Raw genomic sequence first — 25,185 nt, forward strand, 5'->3', positions numbered from 1 at the left:
GTATCCTTATGATTCGGCGATGGCGCACGGTGCCGGATCAGCGCGTCTTAGGCAAGGCGTAAAGTCCCGTTTTTGGCACAAGTGCGGTCATCGGGCTGGGTTACCATCCGTGCCATGAACCCTTCACCCGCAGGAGTGCCGCCCGTGACCGAGTACAGCGCATTCAAGGTCGAACTGACCGACAGCATTGCCCATGTTCAGATCAACCGCCCGGAAAAGGTCAATGCGATGAATGCGGCCTTCTGGGAGGAGATCACCGACATCTTCCAGTGGGTCGATGACACCGACGCGGTGCGGGTGGTGGTGATCAGCGGTGCCGGCAAGCATTTTTCCGCCGGTATCGACCTGATGATGCTGGCCTCGCTGGCCGGGCAGATGGGCAAGGACGTGGGCCGCAATGCGCGCTTCCTGCGCAGCACCATCTTGCGCCTGCAGGCGTCGTTCAATGCCGTGGACAAATGCCGCAAGCCGGTACTGGCAGCGGTGCAGGGTTACTGCATTGGCGGTGCCATCGACCTTATCTCGGCCTGCGACATGCGCTACTGCAGCAGCGACGCGCAGTTCTCGATCAAGGAAATCGACATGGGCATGGCCGCCGATGTCGGCACACTGCAACGTTTGCCTCGTATCATCGGTGACGGCATGATGCGTGAGCTGGCCTTCACCGGGCGCAATGTCGAGGCCGAAGAGGCGCTGCGCATTGGCCTGGTCAACCGGGTCTATGATGATCAGGCCGCGCTGATGGACGGGGTCTTTGCCATCGCCCGCGAGATTGCCGCAAAATCGCCGATCGCCGTGGCCGGCACCAAGGAAATGCTCAGCTACATGCGTGACCATCGCATCGACGATGGCCTGGAGTACATCGCCACCTGGAACGCCGCGATGCTGCAGTCCGAAGACCTGCGCGTGGCAGTGGCGGCGCACATGAGCAAACAGAAACCGACGTTCGCCGACTGATCAGGCCGGGGGACGCGCAGTAAAGGAACCCCCCGACATGTCAGCACGCTGGACTACCGCAGTACTCGACCCGCAGATCACCGGGGGGCTGGCCGTGGCCCGCAGCCCGGAAGGGTTCCTGGTGGACGACAACGGCGCGCTGTTCCCCCGCGACTGGCTCAAGCGCCAGGACCTCGATGTGTTGTGCGAGCACGGCATTGGCCACTTCGACGGCCAGCCGGTGTTCCTGCTGGAGCTGCGCAGCGCCACCGACGTGCCCGGCTGCGCCTGGCGAGGATTGCGCGCATTCATGCTCGAAGGTGACTTCGATACCTACACAGTGCTGGGCTATGCCGCACAGATCGGCACCTGGGCCCGTGAGCACCGCTTCTGCGGCAGCTGCGGCCAGGCGATGACGCAGATTCGCTGGGAGCGGGCAATGTACTGCCAGCCCTGCGACCTGCGCAGCTACCCGCGCATTTCACCGAGCATGATCGTGCTGGTGACCCGTGGCGACGAAATCCTGCTGGCGCGCTCGCCGCGTTTCGTCACCGGGGTATACAGCACGTTGGCAGGCTTCGCCGAACCGGGCGAGTCGGCCGAGGACTGCCTGGTGCGCGAAGTACGTGAAGAAGTGGCGGTGGAGGTGCAGAACATCCAGTACGTCGGCAGCCAGTGCTGGCCGTTCCCGCATTCGATGATGCTGGGCTTCCATGCCGAGTATGCCGGCGGCGATATCGTCATGCAGCCGGACGAGATCGAGGACGCCAGGTGGTTCAGCGTCCACGACCTGCCGCCGCTGCCGGCCGGGCGTTCGATTGCCCGGTACCTGATCGACCTTTATGTTGCACGGCGGCTGGGCTGTGATATCCCTGCTTTCCCGTCCTAGCTGCAGTGAGAAATGTTCTCCGACTAGGCGCAGGGCGCAGGCAATGGTCATTCCATTGCCAAGTCCTGCAACGACGGCGGAGGACATTTCTCGCGCAGATAGGGCGGGTAAGCAGGGGTATCACAGCCCATCAGGCTTGCCCGAACCAGTGCTGCCACGCCAGGCGCACGGTCAATGCCAGCACCACGGTGATGAACACCGGGCGGATGAACTTGCTGCCGCCACTGATCGCCGTGCGTGCGCCGAAGAAGGCGCCGACCATCACCGACAGGCCCATGCACAGGCCGACGATGTAGTCCACCTGCCCGGAAATGATGAACACCGTCAGCGCCGCGATGTTGCTGACGAAGTTCATGCTGCGCGCCACGCCGCTGGCACGGACCAGGTCGATGGGGTACAGCAGCAAGGTGCTGACCGTCCAGAACGCCCCGGTACCCGGGCCGGCCACGCCGTCATAGAAGCCCAGGGTGAAGCCTTGTGGTACTTGCCACTTTTTCCTGATCGGTGCATCGGCATCCAGCGGTGCCTTGGGCGTGCCGCCGAACAGCAGGTAGACACCACAGGCGAAGACGATCACCGGTAGCATCTTGTTCAGCCATTCGGCCGGCATGTAGTGGGCGATGACCGCGCCGAGCAAGGCCCCGGTCAAGGTGGCGAACAAGGCGGGGCGCCATTGTGCCGGGTGGAACAGCTTGCGCCTGTAGTAGGTGAAGCCGGCGGTGGCCGAGCCGAAGGTGGAGCTGAGCTTGTTGGTACCCAGTACCAGGTGCGGTGGCATGCCGGCGGTGAGTAGCGCCGGGGTGGTGAGCAGGCCGCCACCGCCGGCAATGGCATCGATGAAACCGGCAACGAAGGCGACCAGGGCCAGGATCAGCAGGGTGAGGGGTTCTACGGTGAGTTCGAAGGGCATGGGGTTTTGGCAGGCAGGGAGGCAAGGGGCGGCAAAGGGCCGCACTAGAAGCGTGACATGGTAATCCTGGGGGAGGTGTGTTGCCAGTGCCGGCCTCTTCGCGGGCACGCCCGCTCCCACAGGTTACCTGCACATTTCAAGACCTGTGCAGTACCTGTGGGAGCGGGCGTGCCCGCGAAGAGGCCGGTGCAGGCGATCACATCAGCTACGGATAAACGCCAGCAAATCCGCATTGATCACATCGGCATGGGTGGTCGGCATGCCATGCGGGTAGCCCTGGTAGGTCTTCAGTGTGCCATTGGGCAGCAGCTTGGCCGACAGCAGCCCGGAGTTCTCATACGGCACGATCTGGTCGTCGTCGCCATGCATCACCAGCACCGGCTGGGTAATGCCCTTCAGGTCTTCGGTGAAGTCGGTCTGGGAAAACGCCACGATGCCATCGTAATGGGCCTTGGCGCTACCGATCATGCCCTGGCGCCACCAGTTGCCGATGATGCCTTCGCTGGCGTCGACACCGGGGCGGTTGTAGCCGTAGAACGGCCCTGCCGGCACATCCCGGTAGAACTGCGCGCGGTTGCTGGCGACCTGGGCCTGGAAGCCGTCGAAAACGGATTTGGGCAGGCCACCGGGATTATCGGGAGTCTGCACCATCAACGGCGGTACGGCGGCGATCAGCACGGCCTTGGCCACCTTGTCTGCAGGGTGTCGGGCCATGTAGCGCACCACCTCACCGCCACCGGTCGAGTGGCCGACATGCACGGCGCCCTGAATGCCCAGGTGGGCCACCACTGCGGCTACGTCGTCGGCGTAGTGGTCCATGTCGTGGCCGTCCCATACCTGGCTGGAGCGGCCATGGCCGCGGCGGTCGTGGGCGACCACGCGGTAACCGTGGGCGAGGAAGAACAGCATCTGCGCGTCCCAGTCGTCGGCACTGAGCGGCCAGCCGTGGTGGAAGTGGATGACCGGCGCATCGCGCGGGCCCCAGTCCTTGTAGAAGATCTGTACGCCGTCCTTCGTGGTTACATAGCTCATGGTCGGGTCTCCTGTGTGCAGGAAGCGAAGTGAGCTATTGAGAATAGGAGGAATTTTGCTTGGCGCCGGAATTTGTGGTGACTGCACTGCAGTGGGCTTGCACCATGCTTCCGGCCTGCCCGGCGCCGTGTAGGAGCGGTGCCAGGCGATCAGGCGCGGTCGCGCATCCGGTACCAGGCCTTGGCGGCGGCTTCCAGCGGTGCGGCCAGCAGGTCGCCACCGGGGAAGCGGCCGTTGTCGATGCCTTGATATAGCGCCAGCAGGTCGTCGTCACCGAGGATGGCATCGCTCACGGCCCGGGCTGCGGCCAGGGTCGGCAGCACGCCATGGCCTGAGAAGCCCTGTAGCCAGTAGCGCTGGCCCTCGCGGCCGACGTCCGGGGTACGCTGGATGCTGCAATCGATATGGCCGCCCCAGGCGTAGTCGATGGCTACCCCGGCCAGCTGCGGGAAAGCCCGCTCCAGGTAGGGGCGGGTGGCACTGGCGACGTCCCTGGGAATACCGCCCAGGTAGGTGCAGCCGCCGCCAAATAGCAGACGATGGTCCGGGGTAAGGCGGAAATAGTCGGGCACGAACTGGTTGTCGATTACGCAGCTGTTGCGGGGCAGTAGCGACTGGGCGAAGTCGGCGTCCAACGGCGCGGTGGCTACCTGATAGGACCCGACGGGCAGCAGGCGGCGTGACAGGCTGCGGTCGAGGCGGTCGATGTAGGCGTTGCAGGCCAGTACCAGCACGTCGCTGCGCACTTCGCCACGCTCGGTGCGGGCGATGTAGCCGCTGCCGGTCTGTTGGTAGTCGAGCACCTGGCTTTGTTCGAAGATACGCCCACCGCTAGCTTCGATGGTACTGGCCAGGCCCTGGGCCAGCTTTAGCGGATTGAGGTGGGCGCCTTTGGCGTCATAGAGCGCAGCCTGGTAGCGCGGGCTGTCGATCCATTGGGGCAGCTCGTCGCGGCCGATCAGGCGCAGGGCGTCGTAGCCCCATTTGTGTTCGGCCTCGTGCAGGGCTTCTTCCAACAGTTTCACCCGGCGCGGCAGCACGGCAGTCCACAAGCTGCCCAGCCGGTAGTCAATGTCGAAGCCATGGCGCACGGGGAGTTCGCGCATTTCGTCGGCGGCCCAGCACATGCTGGCCCACAGGCGTCGGGTGCGTTCGATACCCAGGGCCTTTTCCAGCGGCGGCATGTCGCACGACCAGCCGAGCAGTGCCTGGCCACCATTGCGGCCGGACGCGGCCCAGGCCACGCGGCTGGCTTCCAGCAGCGTTACGCGTTTGCCGGCCTGGGTCAGGCGCAGGGCGGTGTGCAGGCCGCTGAAGCCGGCGCCAATGATCAGTACATCGGTGTCGTGGTTGCCTTGCAGGGTGGGGCGCAGGGGAATGCTGGTGGGGTAGGTCTGGGCGTAGTAGCTGGCGACGTGCTGGGCGGATTGTTTGAACATGCAGGGGTCTCATGAAATTTATTTTGATTATTTTCATGAAAATTTAGCAGGTAAATTTCATGGCGCCAATGCATTGGCCGCCTTTGTGGTTTACCTGGGGTTGTTGTGTTGCCTGTCCTGGCCCTTTCGCGGGTAAACCCGCTCCCACAGAGTCATCACAGGTCTTGAGGTCGGCGCTGTTCCTGTGGGAGCGGGTTTACCCGCGAAGGGGCCTGACCTGGGAGGGCAAAATCTTCAGGTTGTCGCCTTTTTTCGAGGCTGCCTTGGTTTGCCTGCGGCCGCTTTTCCTTTCCCGCCGCCCCTGCGCTTCTTCTTCCACGGCGGCGCCGCCCCGGCCGCCGGCCCGCTGATGGTCATGCGCATACCGCTGCACCGCTCCACCAGTTTGCCCATCCATGCCGACTGCCGGGCGACGAACTCTTCCAGCGTCATCTCGCCACTCTGCACCATGTCCAGCGCCTGCTCCCAGATAGCCGTGGTACCCGGGTCGGCAATGGCGCGCGGTACGGCGTCGATCAGGCTGAACGCCGCAGGCGTGGCGGACAGGGCCTTGCCGTTCTTGACCAGGTAACCACGGTCAAGCAGGCCCTGGATGATGCTGGCGCGGGTGGCTTCGGTGCCGATGCCGGTGGTTTCCTTGAGCTTCTGCTTCAGTCGAGGGTCATCCACCAGCTTGGCGACGTTCTTCATCGCCTTGATCAGGTCGCCTTCGGTAAACGGCTTGGGTGGCTGGGTCCACAGGTCTTTCAGTTGCAGGCTCTGCACGCTGCAGTCCTGGCCTTCGCGCAGCGCTGGTAACACCTGGGCCGGTGGTGTCTCGCGGCCCTTGGCCGGGGTCAGCGCTTCGGGCAGTGCACGGCGCCAGCCGGGTTCGACGATCTGCTTGCCTACTGCACGCAGGGCATGGCCGGCGCAATCGAAGTCGGCCTGGGTGCGGTCGTACTCGTGGTTGGGCAGGAACTGCGCCAGGTAGCGGGCGCGGATCAGGGTGTACACCGCCTTGTGCTTGGCCGGCAGGCGCGACGGGTCGCTGGCGGCGGCAGTGGGGATGATGCCGTGGTGGGCACTGACCTTGGCGTCGTTCCACGCCCGTGAACGGCGCTGCGGCTCCAGGTAGGGCTGCAGCGGCGCCAGGCTGGCATCGGCCCGTTGCAGGGCGGCGAGGATGGCGGGCGCTTCGGCGTGCTGGCTTTGTGGCAGGTAGCCGCAGTCGCTGCGCGGGTAGGTGATCAGCTTGTGGGTTTCGTACAGCGCCTGGGCGATGTCGAGGGTTTCCTGGGCGCCGAGGCCGAATTTTTTCGAGCACAGTTCCTGCAGCGTGCCCAGGTCGAAGGGCAGGGGAGCCGCCTCACGCACGCGCTCGGTGGTCACCTTGATGGCCCGGGCAATACCCGCATTGCCGATGTCGGCGGCAGCCTGCTGCGCCAGGGCCTGGTTCAGGCAGCGGCCCTGGTCGTCGCAGGCGTCCTCGGGGGCGCGCCACTGGGCGTTGAAGCCAAAGCCTGCGTGTTCGAGTTGCACGTCGATGGCCCAGAACGGCACCGGCACGAAGTCGGCGATGCTGCGGTCGCGGTCGACCACCAGGCGCAAGGTGGGCGTTTGCACCCGGCCCACCGGCAGCACGCCCTGGTAGCCGGACTGCCGGCCCAGCAGGGTGAACAGCCGGCTCATGTTCATGCCGATCAGCCAGTCGGCGCGGGAGCGGCCCAGCGCCGAGTGGTACAGGTTGAAGGTTTCGTGGCCCGGCAGCAGGCGTGCCAGTGCCTTGCGGATGGAGGCGTCGTCCAGTGCCGACAGCCACAGGCGCTGCACCGGGCCGCGGTAGCGACAATGCTCGACCAGTTCGCGGGCGATCATTTCGCCTTCGCGGTCGGCGTCGGTGGCGATCACCAGTTCGCGCGCTTCGCCGAGCAGGCGCTTGACCGCCTTGAACTGGCTGGCGGTCTTGGGCTTGACCAGCATCTTCCACTTGTCCGGGATGATCGGCAGGTCGGCCAGGTTCCAGCGCTTGTAGCGTTCGTCGTAGCTGTCGGGCGGGGCGGTTTCCAGCAGGTGGCCGATGCACCAGGTCACGCAGACGTCGGTGCCTTGCCAGCAGCCATCGCCCTTGCGGTTGGCGCCGAGCACTTTGGCGATGTCTTTTGCCTGGGAGGGTTTTTCGCAGAGGAACAGGCGCATGGCCGGGGACGCTTCATCGGGGGTGATGGGCGATAGGATGCGCAAGCGAGGGCGCGGAGGCAAGTTTTATCTGGATGGATGTACAGGTTTTTTGTCAGAGGGGATGTCTTGGCTGTACCGGCCTCTTCGCGGGTGAACCCGCTCCCACAGGGGCCCCACAATTTTCAGAATTTGTGGGGGCCTGTGGGAAGGTCGTGGATCAGGCGCGCGAGTCGCGCACCATGTCCACGTGCGGGATGCCGGCTTCGAGGAACTCCTCGCTGACCACGCGAAAACCCAGCCGCTCGTAGAACGGCGTGGCGTGCACCTGGGCGCTGAGCATCTGCTGCTTCAGGTCGCGGTTCTGGGCTTCGACAATCACCGCGTTCATCAGCGCGTCACCCACCTTAAGCCCGCGCCAGTCCTTCAGCACCGAGACCCGGCCGATGGTGCCGTCAGGCAGCAGGCGGGCGGTGCCGATCGGGTAGTCGCCTTCCAGGGCCAGGAAGTGCGCGGCGGTCGGGTCGTCCGAGTCCCACTCCAGCTCCGGCGGCACGTGCTGTTCGGCAATGAACACCGCTTCGCGGATGCGGCGGATGTCGGCGTTGTCCTTGTGCCAGTCGGCAAGGCGCACACGAATCTTATTCATTGGCGAATCCCAGGCTTCCTTGTTTGACCAGCTGCTGTACCAGCATAAGGCCATCTTCATCCTGCAGCCATTCGCCCAGGTTATCGATGTGCAGGGCGTCGGCCGCGCAAACCAGCTTCAGCAGCTCGCGCAGTTTGCCCGGCAGCGGGCAGCTGCGGCCGCTGGCGAACAGCAGCAGGTCTTCTTCGAATTCCGACCAGGCCAGGCGTGCGCTCGGGTTGCGGATCAGGATGGCGCCCTGTTCCAGGGCGTCGATCAGCTCTTCCTCGGACAGCTCTTCACCGACGATCTGCTCGGGGTAGCGTGGCTCGGTCATGAACTGGCCGAACCAGGTCAGCAGCAGGTCCTTGTCGCCCATGTGCTTGTCGAGCAGCGCCTTCAGGCGGTCGAGGGCGTCGTGCTGGATCTGGTGCGGGTCGCTGACCGGCTGGGCGTCGGCGTCGCTGTAGCGTTCTTCGTCGGGCAGGAACTGGCCGAGGAAATCGGTGAAGTGGGTCAGCACTTCGGCGGCGCTTGGGGCGCGGAAGCCGACCGAGTAGGTCAGGCAGTCGTCCACGGCCACGCCGTAGTGGGCCAGGCGCGGTGGCAGGTAGAGCATGTCGCCCGGCTCCAGGGTCCACTCATCGCTCTGCTCGAATTCGGCGAGGATGCGCAGGTCGGCGTGCTCCAGTAGCGAGCTGTCGCTGCTGCACATCTGGCCGATTTTCCAGTTGCGCTGGCCGTGGCCCTGCAGCAGGAACACGTCGTAGTTGTCGAAGTGCGGGCCGACGCTGCCACCGGGGGCGGCGAAGCTGATCATCACGTCATCGATGCGCCAGCTGGGCAGGAAACGGAAGTTTTCCAGCAGTTCGGCCACTTCCGGGACGAACTGGTCGACGGCCTGCACCAGCAGGGTCCAGTCCTTTTCCGGCAACTCGGCGAAGGTCTCTTCGGTGAACGGGCCGCGACGCAGCTCCCACGGGTGCGCGCCGTGCTCGAGCACGATACGCGACTCTACTTCCTCTTCCAGAGCCAGGCCGGCCAGCTCGTCGGGGTCGATCGGGCTGATGAAGTCCGGGAAGGCCTGGCGCACCAGCAGCGGCTTCTTCTGCCAGTAGTCGCGCATGAATTCGCGGGCCGAGATGCCGCCGAGCAGCTGCAGTGGAGTATCAGGATTCATGTTCAACCTATTGAAAAAATGTAATTTTCGTCCGGGAATAAAAACGCCCGGGCAGGCCGGGCGTTGAACGCGACGGTCAGCTTAGATGCGTTTGGCCTGTGCTGCCGCGTTGCCGATGTAGGTAGCAGGGGTCAGCTGCTTGAGCTCGGCCTTGGCGTCGGCTGGCATGTCCAGGCCGTCGATGAAGGTCAGCAGCGCTTCCGGGGTGATGCCCTTGCCACGGGTCAGCTCTTTGAGCTTCTCGTAGGGGTTTTCGATGTTGAAGCGGCGCATCACGGTCTGGATCGGCTCGGCCAGTACTTCCCAGCAGGCGTCCAGGTCGGCGGCGATGCGGGCTTCGTTGACTTCCAGCTTGCCGATGCCTTTCAGGCTGGCTTCGTAGGCGATGACGCTATGGGCAAAGCCTACGCCCAGGTTGCGCAGCACGGTGGAGTCGGTCAGGTCACGCTGCCAGCGCGAGATCGGCAGCTTGCTGGCCAGGTGCTGGAACAGCGCGTTGGCGATACCCAGGTTGCCTTCGGAGTTTTCGAAGTCGATCGGGTTGACCTTGTGCGGCATGGTCGACGAGCCGATTTCGCCGGCAACGGTCTTCTGCTTGAAGTAGCCCAGCGAGATGTAGCCCCACACATCGCGGTCGAAGTCGATCAGGATGGTGTTGAAGCGGGCGATGGCGTCGAACAGCTCGGCGATGTAGTCGTGCGGCTCGATCTGGGTGGTGTACGGGTTGAACTGCAGGCCCAGCTCGTCTTCGATGAAGGCGCGGGCGTTCTGCTCCCAGTCGATCTGCGAGTAGGCCGACAGGTGGGCGTTGTAGTTGCCCACGGCGCCGTTGATCTTGCCCAGCAGCGGCACGGCGGCAACCTGGGCGATCTGGCGCTCCAGGCGGTACACGACGTTGGCCAGCTCTTTACCCAGGGTGGTCGGCGAAGCCGGCTGGCCGTGGGTGCGCGACAGCATCGGCACGTCGGCATGGGCGTGGGCCAGGGCGCGGATGGCATCGGCGATCTGGCGCATCAGCGGCAGCAGCACTTCGTCACGGCCGGCGCGCAGCATCAGGGCGTGGGACAGGTTGTTGATGTCCTCGCTGGTGCAGGCGAAGTGGATGAACTCGCTGACCTTGGCCAGCTCAGGCAGCTTGGCAGCCTGCTCCTTGAGGAGGTATTCGATCGCCTTGACGTCGTGGTTGGTGGTGCGCTCGATTTCCTTGACGCGTTCGGCGTGCTCGAGCTTGAAGTCGGTGGCCAGGCTGTCCAGCAGGGCGTTGGCTTCGGCGGAGAATGCCGGCACTTCGCCGATCTGCGGGTGGGCGGCCAGGCGCTGCAGCCAGCGCACTTCGACCAGGGCGCGGAAACGGATCAGGCCGAATTCGCTGAAAATAGGGCGCAAGGCCTGGGTTTTGCCGGCATAACGGCCGTCTACAGGGGAAACCGCAGTGAGCGAAGAGAGCTGCATGGGGTGTTCTCGGACAGTCAGGCTTTTGGAAGGGCGCATATCATACATGAATTTTGCGCCCGAGTCGGGTGGCTGACCAAAGGTCGGGCCATTAAAAGCATGTCGCGGCCCTTGTGGGGCGGGTTTACCCGCGAATACGTCGGCTGATCCAGCATCGCATTCGCGGGTGAACCCGCTCCCACAGGGGTGGGGGTCGCCTGTCAGGAAGGCGAACGCATCATGTCGTACAGTTCGTTGAGCAACTTGCGCCGGCTGAACACCAGCTGCCAGCGGTGCCCGCCCAGCTGGCGCCACAGGCGCGCGGCGCGGATGCCGGCCAGCAGCAGGGCGCGGATCTTCGAGGCGTTGCTGGCCTGCTGCAGGAAGCGCATGTCGCCATGTACCTGGATGCGCTGGCGCAAGGTGCTCAGGGTGTCCTGGTACAAGGCTCCACTGGATGCAATGACGTTTTCATGAACCAGGCCGAAATGCTCGGCCTGGGACTGGATTTGCGGCAGGCGGTTGCCGATGGTGTCGAGCAGGTCGCCGCGCTTGTTCAGCTGGCGCTCCAGGCCCAGCATCGACAGGGCGTAGCGCAGCGGCTCGCGCTGCAGGCTGCTGGGGTCGCGCTCCAGCGCGCCGACCAGCGCGCGGTAGCCGTCGCGCAGGTTCAGGTCGTCACCACCGAATACCTCCAGGGTGTCCTTGGGGTCACGCACCAGCAGGCTGCCCAGCATGCAGCCGATGTTGGCCTCGCTGGCCTGGCCGGTGCGGGCGATGCGATCGACCAATACAGCGGCCTGGAACACACCGCCCAATGCAATCAGCTGCTCCTGCAGGTTGCTCATGTGCGCGGGCTCCAGGGCTCGGCGGCTTCGATCACGCCGCCACCCAGGCACACTTCGCCGTCGTAGAACACCACCGACTGGCCCGGGGTAACGGCGCGCTGCGGCTCGTCGAACACCGCGCGGTAACCGCTTTCGGTCAGCGCCAGGGTGCACTGTTGGTCGCTCTGGCGGTAGCGTACCTTGGCGGTCAGCTGGCGCGGGCTGCTGAGGTCGACCGGGTTGACCCAGAAAATTTCCGAAGCCAGCAGGGCGCGGGAGAACAACCATGGGTGTTCGTTACCCTGGCCGACCACCAGCACGTTGCGGGTCAGGTCCTTGTGCAGCACGTACCACGGCTCGTCGCCGGCGTCCTTAAGGCCGCCAATGCCCAGGCCCTGGCGCTGGCCGATGGTGTGGTACATCAGACCGTGGTGGCGGCCGATCACTTCACCGTCGGTGGTTTCGATGTCGCCTGGCTGTGCCGGCAGGTACTGCTTGAGGAAGTCGCTGAAGCGGCGCTCGCCGATGAAGCAGATGCCGGTGGAGTCCTTCTTCTTGGCGGTGGCCAGGCCGTGTTTTTCGGCAATGGCGCGGACTTCGGGCTTTTCCAGCTCGCCGACCGGGAACAGGGTGCGGGCAATTTCCTTGCCGCCGACGGCGTGCAGGAAGTAGCTCTGATCCTTGTTCGGGTCCAGGCCCTTGAGCAGTTCGGTGAGTTCACCGGTGTCGCGGCGGCGCACGTAATGGCCGGTGGCGATCAGGTCGGCACCCAGCGACAGGGCGTAGTCGAGGAACGCCTTGAACTTGATTTCGCGGTTGCAGAGGATGTCCGGGTTGGGCGTGCGGCCGGCCTTGTACTCCTCGAGGAAGTGCTCGAACACGTTGTCCCAGTATTCGGCGGCGAAGTTGGCGGTGTGCAGCTTGATGCCGATGCGGTCGCACACGGCCTGGGCGTCGGCCAGGTCTTCACGGGCGGTGCAGTATTCGGTGCCGTCGTCTTCTTCCCAGTTCTTCATGAACAGCCCTTCCACCTGGTAGCCCTGCTCCATGAGCAGAAGGGCGGAGACAGAAGAGTCCACGCCGCCGGACATGCCGACGATGACGCGGGTCTTGGCGGGGTCTTTGAGTGCTGGGCTGGTCATGGTTACCGGTGTGTATCAAGGGGGGAAAAACGTCGATTCTATCAAACCTGCGGCGGCGCGTCAGTCGCGCAGCAGGTCGAGGCTGTGCAAGGGGCCTTTGAGGTAGTCGTCGAGGCAGCGTGGCACCAGTTCGCTGCGCCAGCGGGCGGGGTCGGCCAGCAGTTCGTCGCGGGTCAGCCACACGGCGCGGACAATGTCGCGGTCCAGTGCCAGGTCGGCGTGATGGCGCACGGGGCGGGCGGCGAAGCAGATGCGCTGGTAGGTCACGCCGTTGCTTGGTGCGGTGTACAGGTAGATGCCGACCACGCCGGTGAGCTCGACTTCCCAGGCGGTTTCTTCGAGGGTTTCGCGCAGGGCGGCCTGGGGCAGGGTCTCGTTGGGTTCGAGGTGGCCGGCGGGTTGGTTGAAGACGTGTTGGCCTGCCTTGAATTCTTCGACGAAGAGGAACTTGCCTTCATGTTCGACGATGGTGGCGACGGTGATGTGGGGTTGCCAGGTCATGAACAGCTCCTTAGAGGCCTGCACAGCCCTTGTGGGAGCGGGTTTGCCCGCGAATGCGTCAGTGGACTCGCCATCGCATTCGCGGGTAAACCCGCTCCCACAGGGTCCGCGCTGGCGGCCAGAAATCGTTTATCCAGAAAGCACAAACCCCGGTGCGTGGCCGGGGTTTGTGCTGTTACTTCAAGCGAGCCTTACAGGGCGGCAATGGCGCTGTTGAGGGTCTGGCTTGGGCGCATCACCTTGGCGGTCAGCTCGGCATCCGGGGCGTAGTAGCCACCGATGTCGGCCGGCTTGCCCTGGACGGCGTTGAGCTCGGCGACGATGGTCTCCTCGTTCTCGGTCAGGGTCTTGGCCAGTGGGGCGAAGCGTGCCTGCAGGGCAGCGTCGTCGTTCTGCGCAGCCAGGGCCTGGGCCCAGTACAGGGTCAGGTAGAAGTGGCTGCCGCGGTTGTCGATACCACCGACTTTGCGCGACGGCGACTTGTTGGTGTCGAGGAACTTGCCAGTGGCCTGGTCCAGGGTGTTGGCCAGCACTTTGGCGCGCGGGTTGTCGTAGGTGTTGCCCAGGTGCTCCAGGGAAGCGGCCAGGGCCAGGAATTCACCCAGCGAGTCCCAACGCAGGAAGTTCTCTTCCACCAGCTGCTGCACGTGCTTCGGTGCCGAACCGCCAGCGCCGGTTTCGAACAGGCCGCCGCCGTTCATCAGCGGTACGATCGACAGCATCTTGGCGCTGGTGCCCAGCTCCATGATCGGGAACAGGTCGGTCAGGTAGTCACGCAGCACGTTGCCGGTCACCGAGATGGTGTCCTTGCCTTCGCGGATGCGGGCCAGGGAGAACTTGATGGCGTCGACCGGTGCCATGATGCGGATGTCCAGGCCACTGGTGTCGTGATCCTTCAGGTACTTCTGCACCTTCTCGATCATCACGCCGTCGTGGGCGCGGGCCGGGTCCAGCCAGAACACTGCCGGCGTGTTGCTCAGGCGGGCACGGTTGACGGCCAGCTTGACCCAGTCCTGGATCGGCGCGTCCTTGACCTGGCACATGCGGAAGATGTCACCGGCTTCGACGTTCTGCTCGAGAACGACCTTGCCTTTGCTGTCGACCACGCGCACCACGCCGTCGGCCTTGATCTGGAAGGTCTTGTCGTGGGAACCGTATTCTTCGGCCTTCTGTGCCATCAGGCCGACGTTCGGCACGCTGCCCATGGTGGTCGGGTCGAAGGCGCCGTTGGCCTTGCAGTCTTCGATGGTGGCCTGGTAGATGCCGGCGTAGCAGCGGTCCGGGATGATCGCCTTGGCATCCTGCAGTTCGCCGGCGGCGTTCCACATCTTGCCCGAGTCACGGATCATGGCCGGCATCGAGGCGTCGACGATGACGTCGCTCGGCACGTGCAGGTTGGTGATGCCTTTGTCGGAGTTGACCATGGCCAGGGCCGGGCGCTGGGCGTACAGGGCCTGGATGTCGGCTTCGATCTCGGCCTGCTTCTCGGCTGGCAGGTCCTTGATGCGGGCGTACAGGTCGCCGATGCCGTTGTTGGCGTTGAAGCCTACTTCAGCCAGGGCGGCGGCGTGCTTGGCCAGCACGTCGTTGTAGAACTCTTCGACGATGACGCCGAACATGATCGGGTCGGAGACCTTCATCATGGTGGCTTTCAGGTGCACCGACAGCAGCACGCCGGAGGCCTTGGCATCGGCGATCTGCTCGGCGATGAAGGCTTTCAGGGCCTTGCGGCTCATGGTGGCGCAGTCGATGACTTCGGCGGCTTTTACCGCGGTCTTTTCTTTCAGCACGGTGGTGCTGCCGTCTTTGCCGACCAGCTCGATGCGCAGGCTGTCGTCAGCTTCGATCAGTGCGGCTTTTTCGCTGCCGTAGAAGTCGCCCTGGGTCATGTGGGCAACGTGCGACTTGGAGTCGGCAGCCCAGGCGCCCATCTTGTGCGGGTGCTTGCGGGCGTAGTTCTTGACCGACAGCGGCGCGCGGCGGTCGGAGTTGCCTTCGCGCAGTACCGGGTTCACGGCGGAACCCTTGATGCGGTCGTAGCGGGCGCGGGATTCTTTCTCTTGCGCGGTGGCCGGCTCGTCGGCGTAGTCAGGGATGTTGAAGCCCTTGCCTTGCAGTTCCTTGATCGCGGCTTTCAGCTGCGGTACCGAGGCGCTGATGTTCGGCAGCTTGATGATGTTGGCTTCAGGGGTGGTAGCCAGCTGGCCCAGTTCCGCCAGGTGATCGCCTACTTGCTTCTCTGCGCCCAGTTGCTCCGGGAAGGCGGCGAGGATGCGGCCAGCCAGGGAGATGTCGCGGGTTTCGACGGCGATGTCAGCCGAAGCGGTGAAGGCTTCGATGATCGGCAGCAGCGAGTAAGTGGCGAGGGCGGGGGCTTCGTCGGTGAAGGTATAGATGATCTTGGAACGGGTGGGCATGCGGGTTAACTCTCTGTGTGCTGAGCGTGCTCGAGTCTCGTGCTGCGCAGGGTAGGCGCATCGCCCTGGCAGCGCCATGAGCGGAAAGTCGAGAGGCTGCGAGCGGTGATGGTGGATGCATCAGTCGAGCGTCAAGTGCTGAGCTGCGGTAACAACCCAGGCTTCGTGGCCAGGCTTTGTGTCCATTCATGGCCGAGGGCGGTCCGCATTTTTCCTGGGGATCGCCCCGATGACCCTTCGGTCGCGGCGCAGTATACCAAACCATTCGGGCTAATCAGCAAGGCCAAGTGATATCGGCCCATTTATAAGACCAAAGACTAAGCGGCAATGTGGCGGGTTGTCGCATGCCTTGCAGGTCCGCAGATGTGGTTTAGGCTCATTGCATCACTTGATGTCCAAACCACACCCGACAGCGGAGTAGTGCAAGCATGGGATACCAGAAAATCAAGGTTCCGACCGACGGCGCCAGGATCACCGTCAATGCCGACCATTCGCTCAACGTGCCTGACAACCCGATCATTCCTTATATTGAGGGCGACGGGATTGGCGTCGATGTCTCGCCGGTCATGATCAAGGTGGTCGACGCCGCCGTGCAGAAGGCCTACGGCGGCAAGCGCAAGATCGCCTGGATGGAGGTGTACGCCGGCGAAAAAGCCACCCAGGTGTACGACCAGGACACCTGGCTACCCCAGGAAACCCTCGATGCCGTGCGTGATTACGTGGTGTCGATCAAGGGGCCGCTGACCACCCCGGTGGGTGGTGGCATCCGTTCGCTCAACGTGGCCTTGCGCCAGCAGCTCGACCTTTACGTGTGCCTGCGCCCGGTGCTGTGGTTCCAGGGCGTGCCGAGCCCGGTGAAAAAGCCTGGCGATGTGGACATGGTGATCTTCCGCGAGAACTCCGAGGACATCTATGCCGGCATCGAGTGGAAGGCCGGTTCGCCCGAGGCGAACAAGGTGATCAAGTTCCTCAAGGAGGAAATGGGCGTTACCAAGATCCGCTTCGACCAGGACTGTGGCATTGGCGTCAAGCCGGTGTCCCGCGAGGGCACCAAGCGCCTGGTGCGCAAGGCCCTGCAGTATGTGGTGGACAACGACCGCGAGTCGCTGACCCTGGTGCACAAGGGCAACATCATGAAATTCACCGAGGGTGCCTTCAAGGACTGGGGCTATGAAGTGGCGCGCGACGAGTTCGGCGCCGAGCTGCTCGATGGTGGCCCGTGGATGAAGTTCAAGAACCCCAAGAGCGGCCGCGAGGTCATCGTCAAGGACGCCATTGCCGACGCCATGCTGCAGCAGATCCTGCTGCGCCCGGCCGAGTACGACGTGATCGCCACCCTTAACCTGAACGGTGACTACCTGTCCGATGCCCTGGCGGCGGAAGTGGGCGGTATCGGCATTGCGCCGGGTGCCAACCTGTCCGACACCGTGGCCATGTTCGAGGCCACCCACGGCACCGCACCCAAATATGCGGGGCAGGACAAGGTCAACCCAGGCTCGGTGATCCTGTCGGCGGAGATGATGCTGCGGCACATGGGCTGGACCGAGGCGGCCGACCTGATCATCAAGGGCACCAACGGCGCGATTGCCGCCAAGACCGTGACCTATGACTTCGAACGGCTGATGGACGGCGCCAGGCTGGTGAGCAGCTCAGGCTTTGGCGATGAAATGATCAAGCATATGTAAAGCAATGCAAAACCGGCCGCTTCCAGTAAGGAGGCGGCCGGTTTTTCGTATGCCGGCAGGCCGCGCGGCAAGTCAGGCGTCGGCAGTGCTGCCGGTTTGCTGTGCGCTGGTGGCAGTGGCGGCAGTGGCGCTGCTGATATTCACCGCGTGCAGGCCTTTGGGGCCCTGGACGATGTCGAAGCTCACGGCCTGGCCGGCCTTGAGCGTCTTGTACCCGTCCATCTGGATGGCTGAGTAATGAGCGAACAAGTCTTCGTCCTTGCCCTCTTCATTGATGAATCCATAGCCCTTGGCATTGTTGAACCACTTGACTTTACCGCTTGCCATCCCTATGTCCCTCTGCAAAGGACTCCATCACTGGAGTATCATCCACTTCATCCGCATACGAACCATGCGAAAAATCTGGTTGACTGCGCGGATCTTTATCGACCACGGTGGGTTCTTATTGTTTGTAACACCGTTTTGCCGATAGTCAAGGTCGCCCGGCGCCTGCGCTGGCCGTGCCTTTCGCAGTCAACCCATAACCTTAACCTGTCGCTCATGATGAAATTCTTTCCATGCATGCACCTAGTGAGATTCGACTAACATTCAATCAGGATCGCCCGCAATCGAATGAGGACGACGGCTCAGGTCTTGCAGTACAGGAAGCCAAGCCGATCCTGCAGGCACCACCGATGTACAAGGTGGTTTTGTTCAACGATGACTACACGCCGATGGATTTCGTCGTCGAAGTGCTCGAGACGTTCTTCAATCTGAACCGCGAGCTGGCGACCAAGATCATGCTGACCGTCCATACCGAAGGGCGGGCAGTGTGCGGATTGTTTACCCGTGACATCGCCGAAACAAAGGCTATGCAGGTCAACCAATACGCCAGGGAAAGCCAGCATCCGCTACTCTGTGAAATCGAGAAGGACGGTTAATCGCCGACCACTTGGGTATGAGGTGAAGCTATGTTAAACCGCGAGCTCGAAGTCACCCTCAATCTTGCCTTCAAGGAGGCCCGTTCGAAGCGTCATGAGTTCATGACCGTCGAACATCTGCTGCTGGCACTCCTTGACAATGAGGCTGCCGCGACCGTTCTGCGCGCCTGTGGCGCCAATCTCGACAAACTCAAGCACGACCTGCAAGAGTTCATCGATTCCACCACGCCCCTGATTCCGGTCAACGACGAAGACCGCGAAACCCAGCCGACCCTGGGCTTCCAGCGTGTACTGCAACGTGCCGTGTTCCACGTGCAAAGCTCCGGCAAGCGTGAAGTCACCGGCGCCAACGTGCTGGTGGCGATCTTCAGCGAACAGGAAAGCCAGGCCGTGTTCCTGCTCAAGCAGCAGAGCGTGGCCCGCATCGACGTGGTCAACTACATCGCCCATGGCATCTCCAAGGTGCCGGGCCATGGTTCGCATTCCGAAACCGACCAGGAAATGCAGGACGAAGAGGGCGGCGATACCGCTTCTTCGAGCAACCCGCTGGATGCCTATGCCAGCAACCTGAACGAGCTGGCCCGTGCCGGCCGTATCGACCCGCTGGTAGGTCGCGAGCAGGAAGTGGAGCGCGTGGCGCAGATTCTTGCCCGTCGGCGCAAGAACAACCCACTGCTGGTGGGTGAGGCTGGCGTTGGCAAGACCGCCATCGCCGAAGGCCTGGCCAAGCGCATCGTCGATGGCCAGGTGCCCGACCTGCTGGCGCAGAGCGTGGTGTATTCCCTCGACCTCGGCGCACTGCTGGCCGGTACCAAGTACCGTGGCGACTTCGAGAAGCGCTTCAAGGCGCTGCTGGGCGAGCTGCGCAAGCGCCCGCAGGCAATCCTGTTCATCGACGAAATCCACACCATCATCGGTGCCGGTGCAGCGTCGGGCGGGGTAATGGATGCGTCCAACCTGCTCAAGCCACTGCTGTCGTCCGGTGAAATCCGCTGCATCGGCTCGACCACGTTCCAGGAGTTCCGCGGCATCTTCGAGAAGGACCGTGCCCTGGCACGGCGCTTCCAGAAGGTCGATGTCAGCGAGCCCTCGGTCGAAGACACCGTGGGCATCCTGCGTGGCCTGAAAGGGCGCTTCGAAAGCCACCACAACATCGAGTACAGCGACGAAGCCTTGCGCGCCGCTGCCGAGCTGGCCTCGCGCTACATCAACGACCGGCACATGCCGGACAAGGCCATTGACGTGATCGACGAAGCCGGTGCCTACCAGCGCCTGCAGCCGGAGGCCAGCCGCGTCAAGCGCATCGACGTGCCACAGGTCGAAGACATCGTCGCCAAGATCGCGCGGATTCCGCCGAAACACGTCACCAGCTCCGACAAGGAACTGCTGCGTAACCTCGAGCGTGACCTGAAGCTGACCGTATTTGGTCAGGACCAGGCGATCGATTCGCTGGCTACCGCGATCAAGCTGTCCCGTGCCGGCCTCAAGTCGCCAGACAAGCCGGTTGGTTCGTTCCTGTTCGCCGGCCCGACCGGCGTCGGCAAGACCGAAGCGGCGCGGCAGCTGGCCAAGGCGCTGGGTGTAGAGCTGGTGCGCTTCGACATGTCCGAGTACATGGAGCGCCACACCGTGTCGCGCCTGATCGGTGCGCCTCCTGGTTATGTTGGCTTCGACCAGGGTGGTTTGCTGACCGAGGCGATTACCAAGCAACCGCACTGCGTGTTGCTGCTCGATGAAATCGAGAAGGCCCACCCGGAAGTCTTCAACCTGCTGCTGCAGGTGATGGACCACGGCACCCTGACCGATAACAACGGGCGCAAGGCCGACTTCCGTAACGTGATCCTGATCATGACCACCAACGCCGGTGCAGAAACCGCTGCGCGGGCCTCGATCGGCTTCACCCATCAGGACCATGCGTCCGATGCCATGGAAGTCATCCGCAAGAGCTTCACGCCGGAATTCCGCAACCGCCTGGATACCATCATCCAGTTCGGCCGCCTGAGCCACGAGACGATCAAGAGCATCGTCGACAAGTTCCTTATCGAACTGCAGGCACAGCTGGAAGACAAGCGGGTACTGCTTGAGGTCAGTGAGGATGCACGCGGCTGGTTGGCGGCCTCGGGCTACGACGTGCAGATGGGTGCGCGGCCGATGGCGCGGCTGATCCAGGACAAGATCAAGCGGCCGTTGGCCGAGGAGATCCTGTTTGGCGAACTGGCCGAGCATGGTGGCGTGGTGCACGTCGACCTGCGCGATGGCGAACTGGTGTTCGACTTCGAGACGACGGCTGAGGTTGCGTGACAGCGGGGGCTGCAATGCAGCCCCCTGCATCTGGCAGGCACAAAAAAGCCCGGCACATGGCCGGGCTTTTTCATGGCTTGAGCTTAGCGCGCACGGTAGGTGATGCGGCCCTTGCTCAGGTCGTAGGGCGTCAGTTCGACGCGGACCTTGTCGCCAGTGAGAATACGGATGTAGTTTTTGCGCATCTTTCCGGAGATGTGCGCGGTTACGACGTGCCCGTTTTCCAACTCCACGCGGAACATGGTGTTGGGCAGGGTGTCGACGACAGTACCTTCCATTTCGAAGCTGTCTTCTTTCGACATGCAGTAGAGCCCTCGGATCCAGTGTTGGCCCGACGCATAACCGCACCGGGCAAAAAAGTGGCGTGGATTATGCCCGAAAACTGTGTGTCAAGCCAATGCCTTTCAGTTGAGGGTGACCCAGCGCTGATTTATCAACAGTTCGATGGGCCGATACTGCGTCTTGTAGTTCATTTTCTTGCAGTTCTTGATCCAGTAACCCAGGTAAACCGCCTCCAGGTTCTGGCGCAGGGCTTCGGTGATCTGCCAGAGGATGGCGAAGCGGCCCAGGCTGCGGCGTTCTTCGTCCGGCTCGTAGAAGGTGTATACCGCCGACAGGCCGTTGGGCAGCAGGTCGCACACCGCTACCGCCATCAAGCGGCCTTCCAGGCGGAACTCGTAAAACCAGCAGAACGGCAGGTCGCGCACCAGGAAGGTGGAAAACTGGTCACGGCTGGGCGGGTACATGTCACCGTCGGCGTGGCGCGTTTCGATATAGCGCCGGTACAGATCGAAGTATTCTTCCTTGAACACCGGGCGTGCCGCAGTCACGGTCAGGTCGGCGTTGCGCTTGAGGATGCGCCGTTGCTGGCGGTTGGGGATGAAGCGCGCCGCCGGGATGCGTGCCGGCACGCAGGCATTGCAGTTCTGGCAGTGCGGGCGGTACAGGTGGTCGCCACTGCGGCGAAAGCCCATTTCCGACAAGTCGGCGTACACATGCACGTCCATTGGCTGGCTGGGGTCGAGGAACAGCGTGGTTGCCTGTTCGTCGGGCAGGTAGCTGCAGGAGTGGGGCTGAGTGGCATAGAACTTCAACCGCGCCAACTCTGTCATGATCAACCCCCTCGGTGAGACTTTGCTTTAAGTGTAAGCCAGCTATGGGAACTCGCCTAGGGAACCCATGTGGCGCTGTTGGGCTGGTCGAGGTGGCGTGCCAGGTAACCGGCGAACTCGACGCGGCTGATGGCGCGGGCGCCCAGGCTGTGCAGGTGGTGGGTCGGCATCTGGCAGTCGATGAGGACGAAACCGGCCTGGCGCAGGTGGTTGACCAGGGTCACGAAGCCGACCTTGGAAGCGTTGTCGGCGCGGCTGAACATCGATTCGCCGAAGAACAGCTGGCCCATGGCCAGGCCGTACAGGCCCCCGACCAGCTCGCCGTCCCGGCGCACCTCTACCGAATGGGCGATGCCGCGCCGGTGCAGCTCGCAATAGGCGGCGCGCATGGTGTCGGTGATCCAGGTGCCGTCGGCGTAGTCACGCGGCGCGGCGCAGGCGGCGATGACGGCGGCGAAGTCAGTGTCGAAGCTGACCTGGTAACGGCCCTGGCGCATCAGCTTGGCCAGCGAGCGCGACACGTGCAGCTGGTCAGGGAACAGCACCGTGCGCGGGTCGGGTGACCACCAGAGGATCGGCTGGCCGTCCTGGTACCACGGGAAACAGCCATGGCGATAGGCCTGCACCAGGCGCTCGGGGCTCAGGTCGCCGCCGGCGGCGAGCAGGCCGTTGGGGTCGTGCAGGGCCTTTTCCAGAGGAGGGAAGGCAAGCGAGTCGCGGGTCAGCCAGGTGAGCATGGTCTATCGTGCGGTGGGGGAGGGGAGGGCTCAGCATGGCTTGCGCGCATGGCAGGGTCAATGGTTGTGGCCCCTTCGCGGGTAAACCCGCTCCCACAGGGGCCCTGCTGCCTTCAGGGGTGTTGCAATACCTGTGGGAGCGGGCAAGCCCGCGAAGAGGCCGGCACAGGCGATGAAAATAGGCAATTTCCTACACATTCATGAAACCGCAGGCACCATCCGCTACATTTGCTGTCACACCTGTGCAAAAACACAGCATAAGCCTTTGTCACAGAAGACAATGCGTGCTCAAATTGCAGGTATACGAAAGTCGCCCCCACTCAAGCTCCTTACGGCGTGCCGTCATGGCAGTGGGCGGGCAGTAATGTTAAAAGTAGTGGTTCATTGGCCGCACCGTCGGCCGATCACTATTGGACGCGCAGCACGCGCAGGAATAGACGCGTTTTGAAGAAATCCACCGCAACTCCAGCTCCCTTGCCCGTCCCCCTGTGGCGGCAGCAGCTGCATTATCGCCTCAAGGAAGGTGCGTTGATCGCAGTCGGCGCCCTGTGCCTGTACCTGTGGATGGCGCTGCTGACCTACGACACGTCGGACCCGGGCTTCAGCCACACCAGCAACGTCGACCAGGTGCAGAACGCCGCCGGGCGTGCCGGTGCCTACTTCGCCGACATTCTGTTCATGGTGCTGGGTTACTTCGCCTACATCTTCCCGCTGCTGCTGGCGATAAAGACCTGGCAGATCTTCCGCGAACGCCACCAGCCCTGGGACTGGAGCGGCTGGCTGTTCTCCTGGCGGTTGATCGGCCTGGTGTTCCTGGTGCTGTCTGGTGCGGCGCTGGCGCATATCCATTTCCACCCGCCAGCGAGCATGCCGTTCTCGGCCGGTGGCGCACTCGGCGAGAGCCTGGGCGACCTGGCGCGCAACCTGCTGAACGTGCAGGGCAGCACGCTGATGTTCATTGCCCTGTTCCTGTTCGGCCTGACCGTGTTCACCGACCTGTCGTGGTTCAAGGTGATGGACCTGACCGGCAAGATCACCCTCGACCTGTTCGAGCTGGTACAGGGCGCCGCCAACCGTTGGTGGGAAGCACGCAACGAGCGCAAGCGCCTGGAGGCGCAGCTGCGCGAGGATGAACCGGTGGTGGTCCAGGCCGCGCCAATGGCTGCCGACAAGCGTGAGCCGGCCAAACCGGCGCTGCGCGAGCGCATTTTCAAACGTGAGGAGGCACCTGCCCGGCCGGTCGAGCCGCGTGAGCCCACCCTGTCACGCGAGCCTGTGGTACCGCGCGAGTCGCTGGCACCACGTGAGCCGATAATCTCCCGCGAACAACCTGCCGCGGCTCCGATGATCGTGCCGCCGACACCCGCCAGGGCGCCGGAGCCGAGCAAGCGGGTGATGAAGGAGAAGCAGGCGCCGCTGTTCGTTGACAGCGCGGTGGAGGGCACCTTGCCGTCGATCTCCATCCTCGACCCGGCCGAACAGAAGAAGATCGAGTACTCGCCGGAATCCCTGGCCGGTGTCGGCCAGCTGCTGGAAATCAAGCTCAAGGAATTCGGCGTGGAAGTGACGGTGGACTCGATCCACCCGGGCCCGGTGATTACCCGTTACGAAATCCAGCCGGCCGCCGGCGTGAAGGTCAGCCGCATCGCCAACCTGGCCAAGGACCTGGCGCGTTCGCTGGCAGTGACCAGTGTGCGTGTGGTCGAGGTCATTCCTGGCAAGACCACCGTCGGTATCGAGATCCCCAACGAAAACCGGCAGATGGTGCGCTTCTCGGAAGTGCTGGCCACGCCGCAGTACGACGAGCAGAAATCGCCGGTCACCCTGGCCCTGGGCCACGACATCGGCGGCAAGCCGGTAATCACCGACCTGGCCAAGATGCCGCACCTGCTGGTGGCCGGTACCACCGGTTCCGGTAAGTCGGTGGGTGTGAACGCGATGATCCTGTCGATCCTGTTCAAGTCCAGCCCGGAAGACGCACGCTTGATCATGATCGACCCGAAAATGCTCGAATTGTCGATCTACGAAGGCATCCCGCACTTGCTGTGCCCGGTGGTCACCGACATGAAGGACGCCGCCAACGCCCTGCGCTGGAGCGTGGCCGAGATGGAGCGGCGCTACAAGCTGATGGCGGCCATGGGCGTGCGTAACCTGGCCGGCTTCAACCGCAAGATCAAGGACGCCCAGGAAGCCGGCGAAATCATCCATGACCCGCTGTACCGCCGCGAGAGCATGGACGACGAGCCGCCTGCGCTGAAAACCCTGCCGACCATCGTGGTGGTGGTCGATGAATTCGCCGACATGATGATGATCGTCGGCAAGAAGGTCGAAGAGCTGATCGCCCGTATCGCCCAGAAGGCACGTGCGGCCGGTATTCACCTGATCCTCGCCACCCAGCGCCCGTCGGTGGACGTGATTACCGGCCTGATCAAGGCCAACATCCCGACCCGCATGGCGTTCCAGGTGTCGAGCAAGATCGACTCGCGGACCATCATCGACCAGGGTGGTGCCGAACAGCTGCTGGGCCACGGTGACATGCTGTACATGCCGCCGGGTACCAGCCTGCCGATTCGCGTGCACGGCGCGTTCGTCTCCGACGACGAGGTGCACCGCGTGGTGGAAGCGTGGAAGCTGCGGGGCGCCCCGGACTACAACGACGACATCCTCAACGGTGTCGAAGAGGCCGGCAGCGGCTTCGAAGGCGGCGGCGGCGGCGGTGGCGATGGCGAAGATTCGGAAAGCGACGCCCTGTATGATGAGGCCGTGCAGTTCGTGCTGGAAAGCCGCCGCGCATCCATTTCGGCCGTGCAGCGCAAACTGAAGATCGGCTACAACCGCGCCGCCCGCATGATCGAAGCCATGGAAATGGCCGGCGTGGTCACCCCCATGAACAGCAACGGCTCGCGGGAAGTGATTGCCCCGGGTGGCCCGCGCGACTGAT

General features: G+C 63.5%; 21 protein-coding genes. 6 read left to right on the forward strand and 15 right to left on the reverse strand.

Going from position 1 to position 25,185, the window contains the following annotated elements; translation table 11 throughout:
* Positions 1 to 144 precede the first annotated feature (144 nt).
* The gene (locus M2S36_RS07445) at positions 145 to 957 is read left to right on the forward strand and encodes a crotonase/enoyl-CoA hydratase family protein (protein WP_207831166.1); all 813 of its coding nucleotides are present in this window, start codon (positions 145 to 147) and stop codon (positions 955 to 957) included.
* 37 nt (positions 958 to 994) lie between these two features.
* Positions 995 to 1,825, forward strand: a complete 831-nt coding sequence (nudC, locus tag M2S36_RS07450) for an NAD(+) diphosphatase (RefSeq protein ID WP_207831167.1) — start codon at positions 995 to 997, stop codon at positions 1,823 to 1,825.
* Positions 1,826 to 1,955: 130 nt separating this feature from the next.
* Here the strand turns inward: nudC and M2S36_RS07455 are convergent, their stop codons facing one another.
* The 11 genes from M2S36_RS07455 to M2S36_RS07505 form a co-directional block, all read right to left on the reverse strand.
* Complete coding sequence (locus tag M2S36_RS07455; protein ID WP_063912595.1) at positions 1,956 to 2,735, reverse strand: TSUP family transporter; 780 nt, start codon at positions 2,733 to 2,735, stop codon at positions 1,956 to 1,958.
* A gap of 201 nt (positions 2,736 to 2,936) precedes the next feature.
* Positions 2,937 to 3,767: an alpha/beta fold hydrolase gene (locus tag M2S36_RS07460; RefSeq protein ID WP_207831173.1), complete on the reverse strand. Its 831-nt coding sequence runs from the start codon at positions 3,765 to 3,767 to the stop codon at positions 2,937 to 2,939.
* Positions 3,768 to 3,916: 149 nt separating this feature from the next.
* Complete coding sequence (locus M2S36_RS07465; protein WP_233693639.1) at positions 3,917 to 5,206, reverse strand: NAD(P)/FAD-dependent oxidoreductase; 1,290 nt, start codon at positions 5,204 to 5,206, stop codon at positions 3,917 to 3,919.
* A 234-nt stretch (positions 5,207 to 5,440) separates the two neighbouring features.
* Positions 5,441 to 7,384 (reverse strand): DNA topoisomerase III, encoded by a 1,944-nt coding sequence (locus M2S36_RS07470; protein WP_207831177.1) that lies wholly within the window; start codon positions 7,382 to 7,384, stop codon positions 5,441 to 5,443.
* 199 nt (positions 7,385 to 7,583) lie between these two features.
* Positions 7,584 to 8,012 (reverse strand): GNAT family N-acetyltransferase, encoded by a 429-nt coding sequence (locus tag M2S36_RS07475; RefSeq protein ID WP_003258855.1) that lies wholly within the window; start codon positions 8,010 to 8,012, stop codon positions 7,584 to 7,586.
* Entirely contained in the window at positions 8,005 to 9,171 is a 1,167-nt protein-coding gene (locus tag M2S36_RS07480; protein ID WP_063912591.1) for a ribosomal protein uL16 3-hydroxylase, read from the reverse strand. Before M2S36_RS07480 ends, M2S36_RS07475 begins: the two co-directional genes overlap by 8 nt.
* 81 nt (positions 9,172 to 9,252) lie before the next feature.
* Positions 9,253 to 10,623 (reverse strand): adenylosuccinate lyase, encoded by a 1,371-nt coding sequence (gene purB / locus M2S36_RS07485; RefSeq protein ID WP_063912590.1) that lies wholly within the window; start codon positions 10,621 to 10,623, stop codon positions 9,253 to 9,255.
* A 200-nt stretch (positions 10,624 to 10,823) separates the two neighbouring features.
* The gene (gene hflD / locus M2S36_RS07490) at positions 10,824 to 11,450 is read right to left on the reverse strand and encodes a high frequency lysogenization protein HflD (RefSeq protein ID WP_015270973.1); all 627 of its coding nucleotides are present in this window, start codon (positions 11,448 to 11,450) and stop codon (positions 10,824 to 10,826) included.
* On the reverse strand, positions 11,447 to 12,571 hold the full coding sequence (gene mnmA / locus M2S36_RS07495; RefSeq protein ID WP_233693638.1) for a tRNA 2-thiouridine(34) synthase MnmA: 1,125 nt from the start codon (positions 12,569 to 12,571) through the stop codon (positions 11,447 to 11,449). The genes hflD and mnmA overlap by 4 nt, the downstream gene beginning before the upstream one ends.
* 60 nt (positions 12,572 to 12,631) lie before the next feature.
* Positions 12,632 to 13,072 carry an NUDIX hydrolase gene (locus M2S36_RS07500; RefSeq protein WP_207831181.1) on the reverse strand — a complete coding sequence of 147 codons (441 nt, stop codon included), beginning with the start codon at positions 13,070 to 13,072 and terminating at the stop codon, positions 12,632 to 12,634.
* A gap of 191 nt (positions 13,073 to 13,263) precedes the next feature.
* Positions 13,264 to 15,489 (reverse strand): NADP-dependent isocitrate dehydrogenase, encoded by a 2,226-nt coding sequence (locus M2S36_RS07505; protein WP_333956911.1) that lies wholly within the window; start codon positions 15,487 to 15,489, stop codon positions 13,264 to 13,266.
* Positions 15,490 to 15,917: 428 nt separating this feature from the next.
* Between M2S36_RS07505 and icd the strand changes: the two genes are divergently transcribed.
* Positions 15,918 to 17,174 carry an NADP-dependent isocitrate dehydrogenase gene (icd, locus tag M2S36_RS07510; RefSeq protein WP_207831185.1) on the forward strand — a complete coding sequence of 419 codons (1,257 nt, stop codon included), beginning with the start codon at positions 15,918 to 15,920 and terminating at the stop codon, positions 17,172 to 17,174.
* 72 nt (positions 17,175 to 17,246) lie between these two features.
* On the opposite strand, the gene cspD is transcribed toward icd, so the two are convergent.
* Positions 17,247 to 17,501 (reverse strand): cold shock domain-containing protein CspD, encoded by a 255-nt coding sequence (gene cspD, locus M2S36_RS07515; protein ID WP_207831187.1) that lies wholly within the window; start codon positions 17,499 to 17,501, stop codon positions 17,247 to 17,249.
* Positions 17,502 to 17,731: 230 nt separating this feature from the next.
* Between cspD and clpS the strand changes: the two genes are divergently transcribed.
* Entirely contained in the window at positions 17,732 to 18,094 is a 363-nt protein-coding gene (clpS, locus tag M2S36_RS07520; protein ID WP_013973290.1) for an ATP-dependent Clp protease adapter ClpS, read from the forward strand.
* A gap of 30 nt (positions 18,095 to 18,124) precedes the next feature.
* Positions 18,125 to 20,395 (forward strand): ATP-dependent Clp protease ATP-binding subunit ClpA, encoded by a 2,271-nt coding sequence (gene clpA / locus M2S36_RS07525; RefSeq protein WP_233693637.1) that lies wholly within the window; start codon positions 18,125 to 18,127, stop codon positions 20,393 to 20,395.
* Between the two features lie 83 nt (positions 20,396 to 20,478).
* On the opposite strand, the gene infA is transcribed toward clpA, so the two are convergent.
* The 3 genes from infA to aat all read right to left on the reverse strand — a co-directional run bounded on the left by infA (position 20,479) and on the right by aat (position 22,244).
* Complete coding sequence (gene infA, locus M2S36_RS07530) at positions 20,479 to 20,697, reverse strand: translation initiation factor IF-1 (protein ID WP_002553999.1); 219 nt, start codon at positions 20,695 to 20,697, stop codon at positions 20,479 to 20,481.
* Positions 20,698 to 20,799: 102 nt separating this feature from the next.
* Positions 20,800 to 21,507: an arginyltransferase gene (locus M2S36_RS07535; protein WP_207831191.1), complete on the reverse strand. Its 708-nt coding sequence runs from the start codon at positions 21,505 to 21,507 to the stop codon at positions 20,800 to 20,802.
* A gap of 56 nt (positions 21,508 to 21,563) precedes the next feature.
* Positions 21,564 to 22,244: a leucyl/phenylalanyl-tRNA--protein transferase gene (gene aat / locus M2S36_RS07540; RefSeq protein ID WP_333956913.1), complete on the reverse strand. Its 681-nt coding sequence runs from the start codon at positions 22,242 to 22,244 to the stop codon at positions 21,564 to 21,566.
* Positions 22,245 to 22,628: 384 nt separating this feature from the next.
* On the opposite strand from aat, the gene M2S36_RS07545 reads away from it, so the two are divergent.
* On the forward strand, positions 22,629 to 25,184 hold the full coding sequence (locus M2S36_RS07545) for a DNA translocase FtsK (RefSeq protein WP_402799134.1): 2,556 nt from the start codon (positions 22,629 to 22,631) through the stop codon (positions 25,182 to 25,184).
* Position 25,185: the final 1 nt, after the last annotated feature.

Origin of the sequence: Pseudomonas sp. SF2 (genome assembly GCF_036858055.1) — a bacterium.
In the GTDB taxonomy this organism is placed as follows: Bacteria; Pseudomonadota; Gammaproteobacteria; order Pseudomonadales; family Pseudomonadaceae; genus Aquipseudomonas.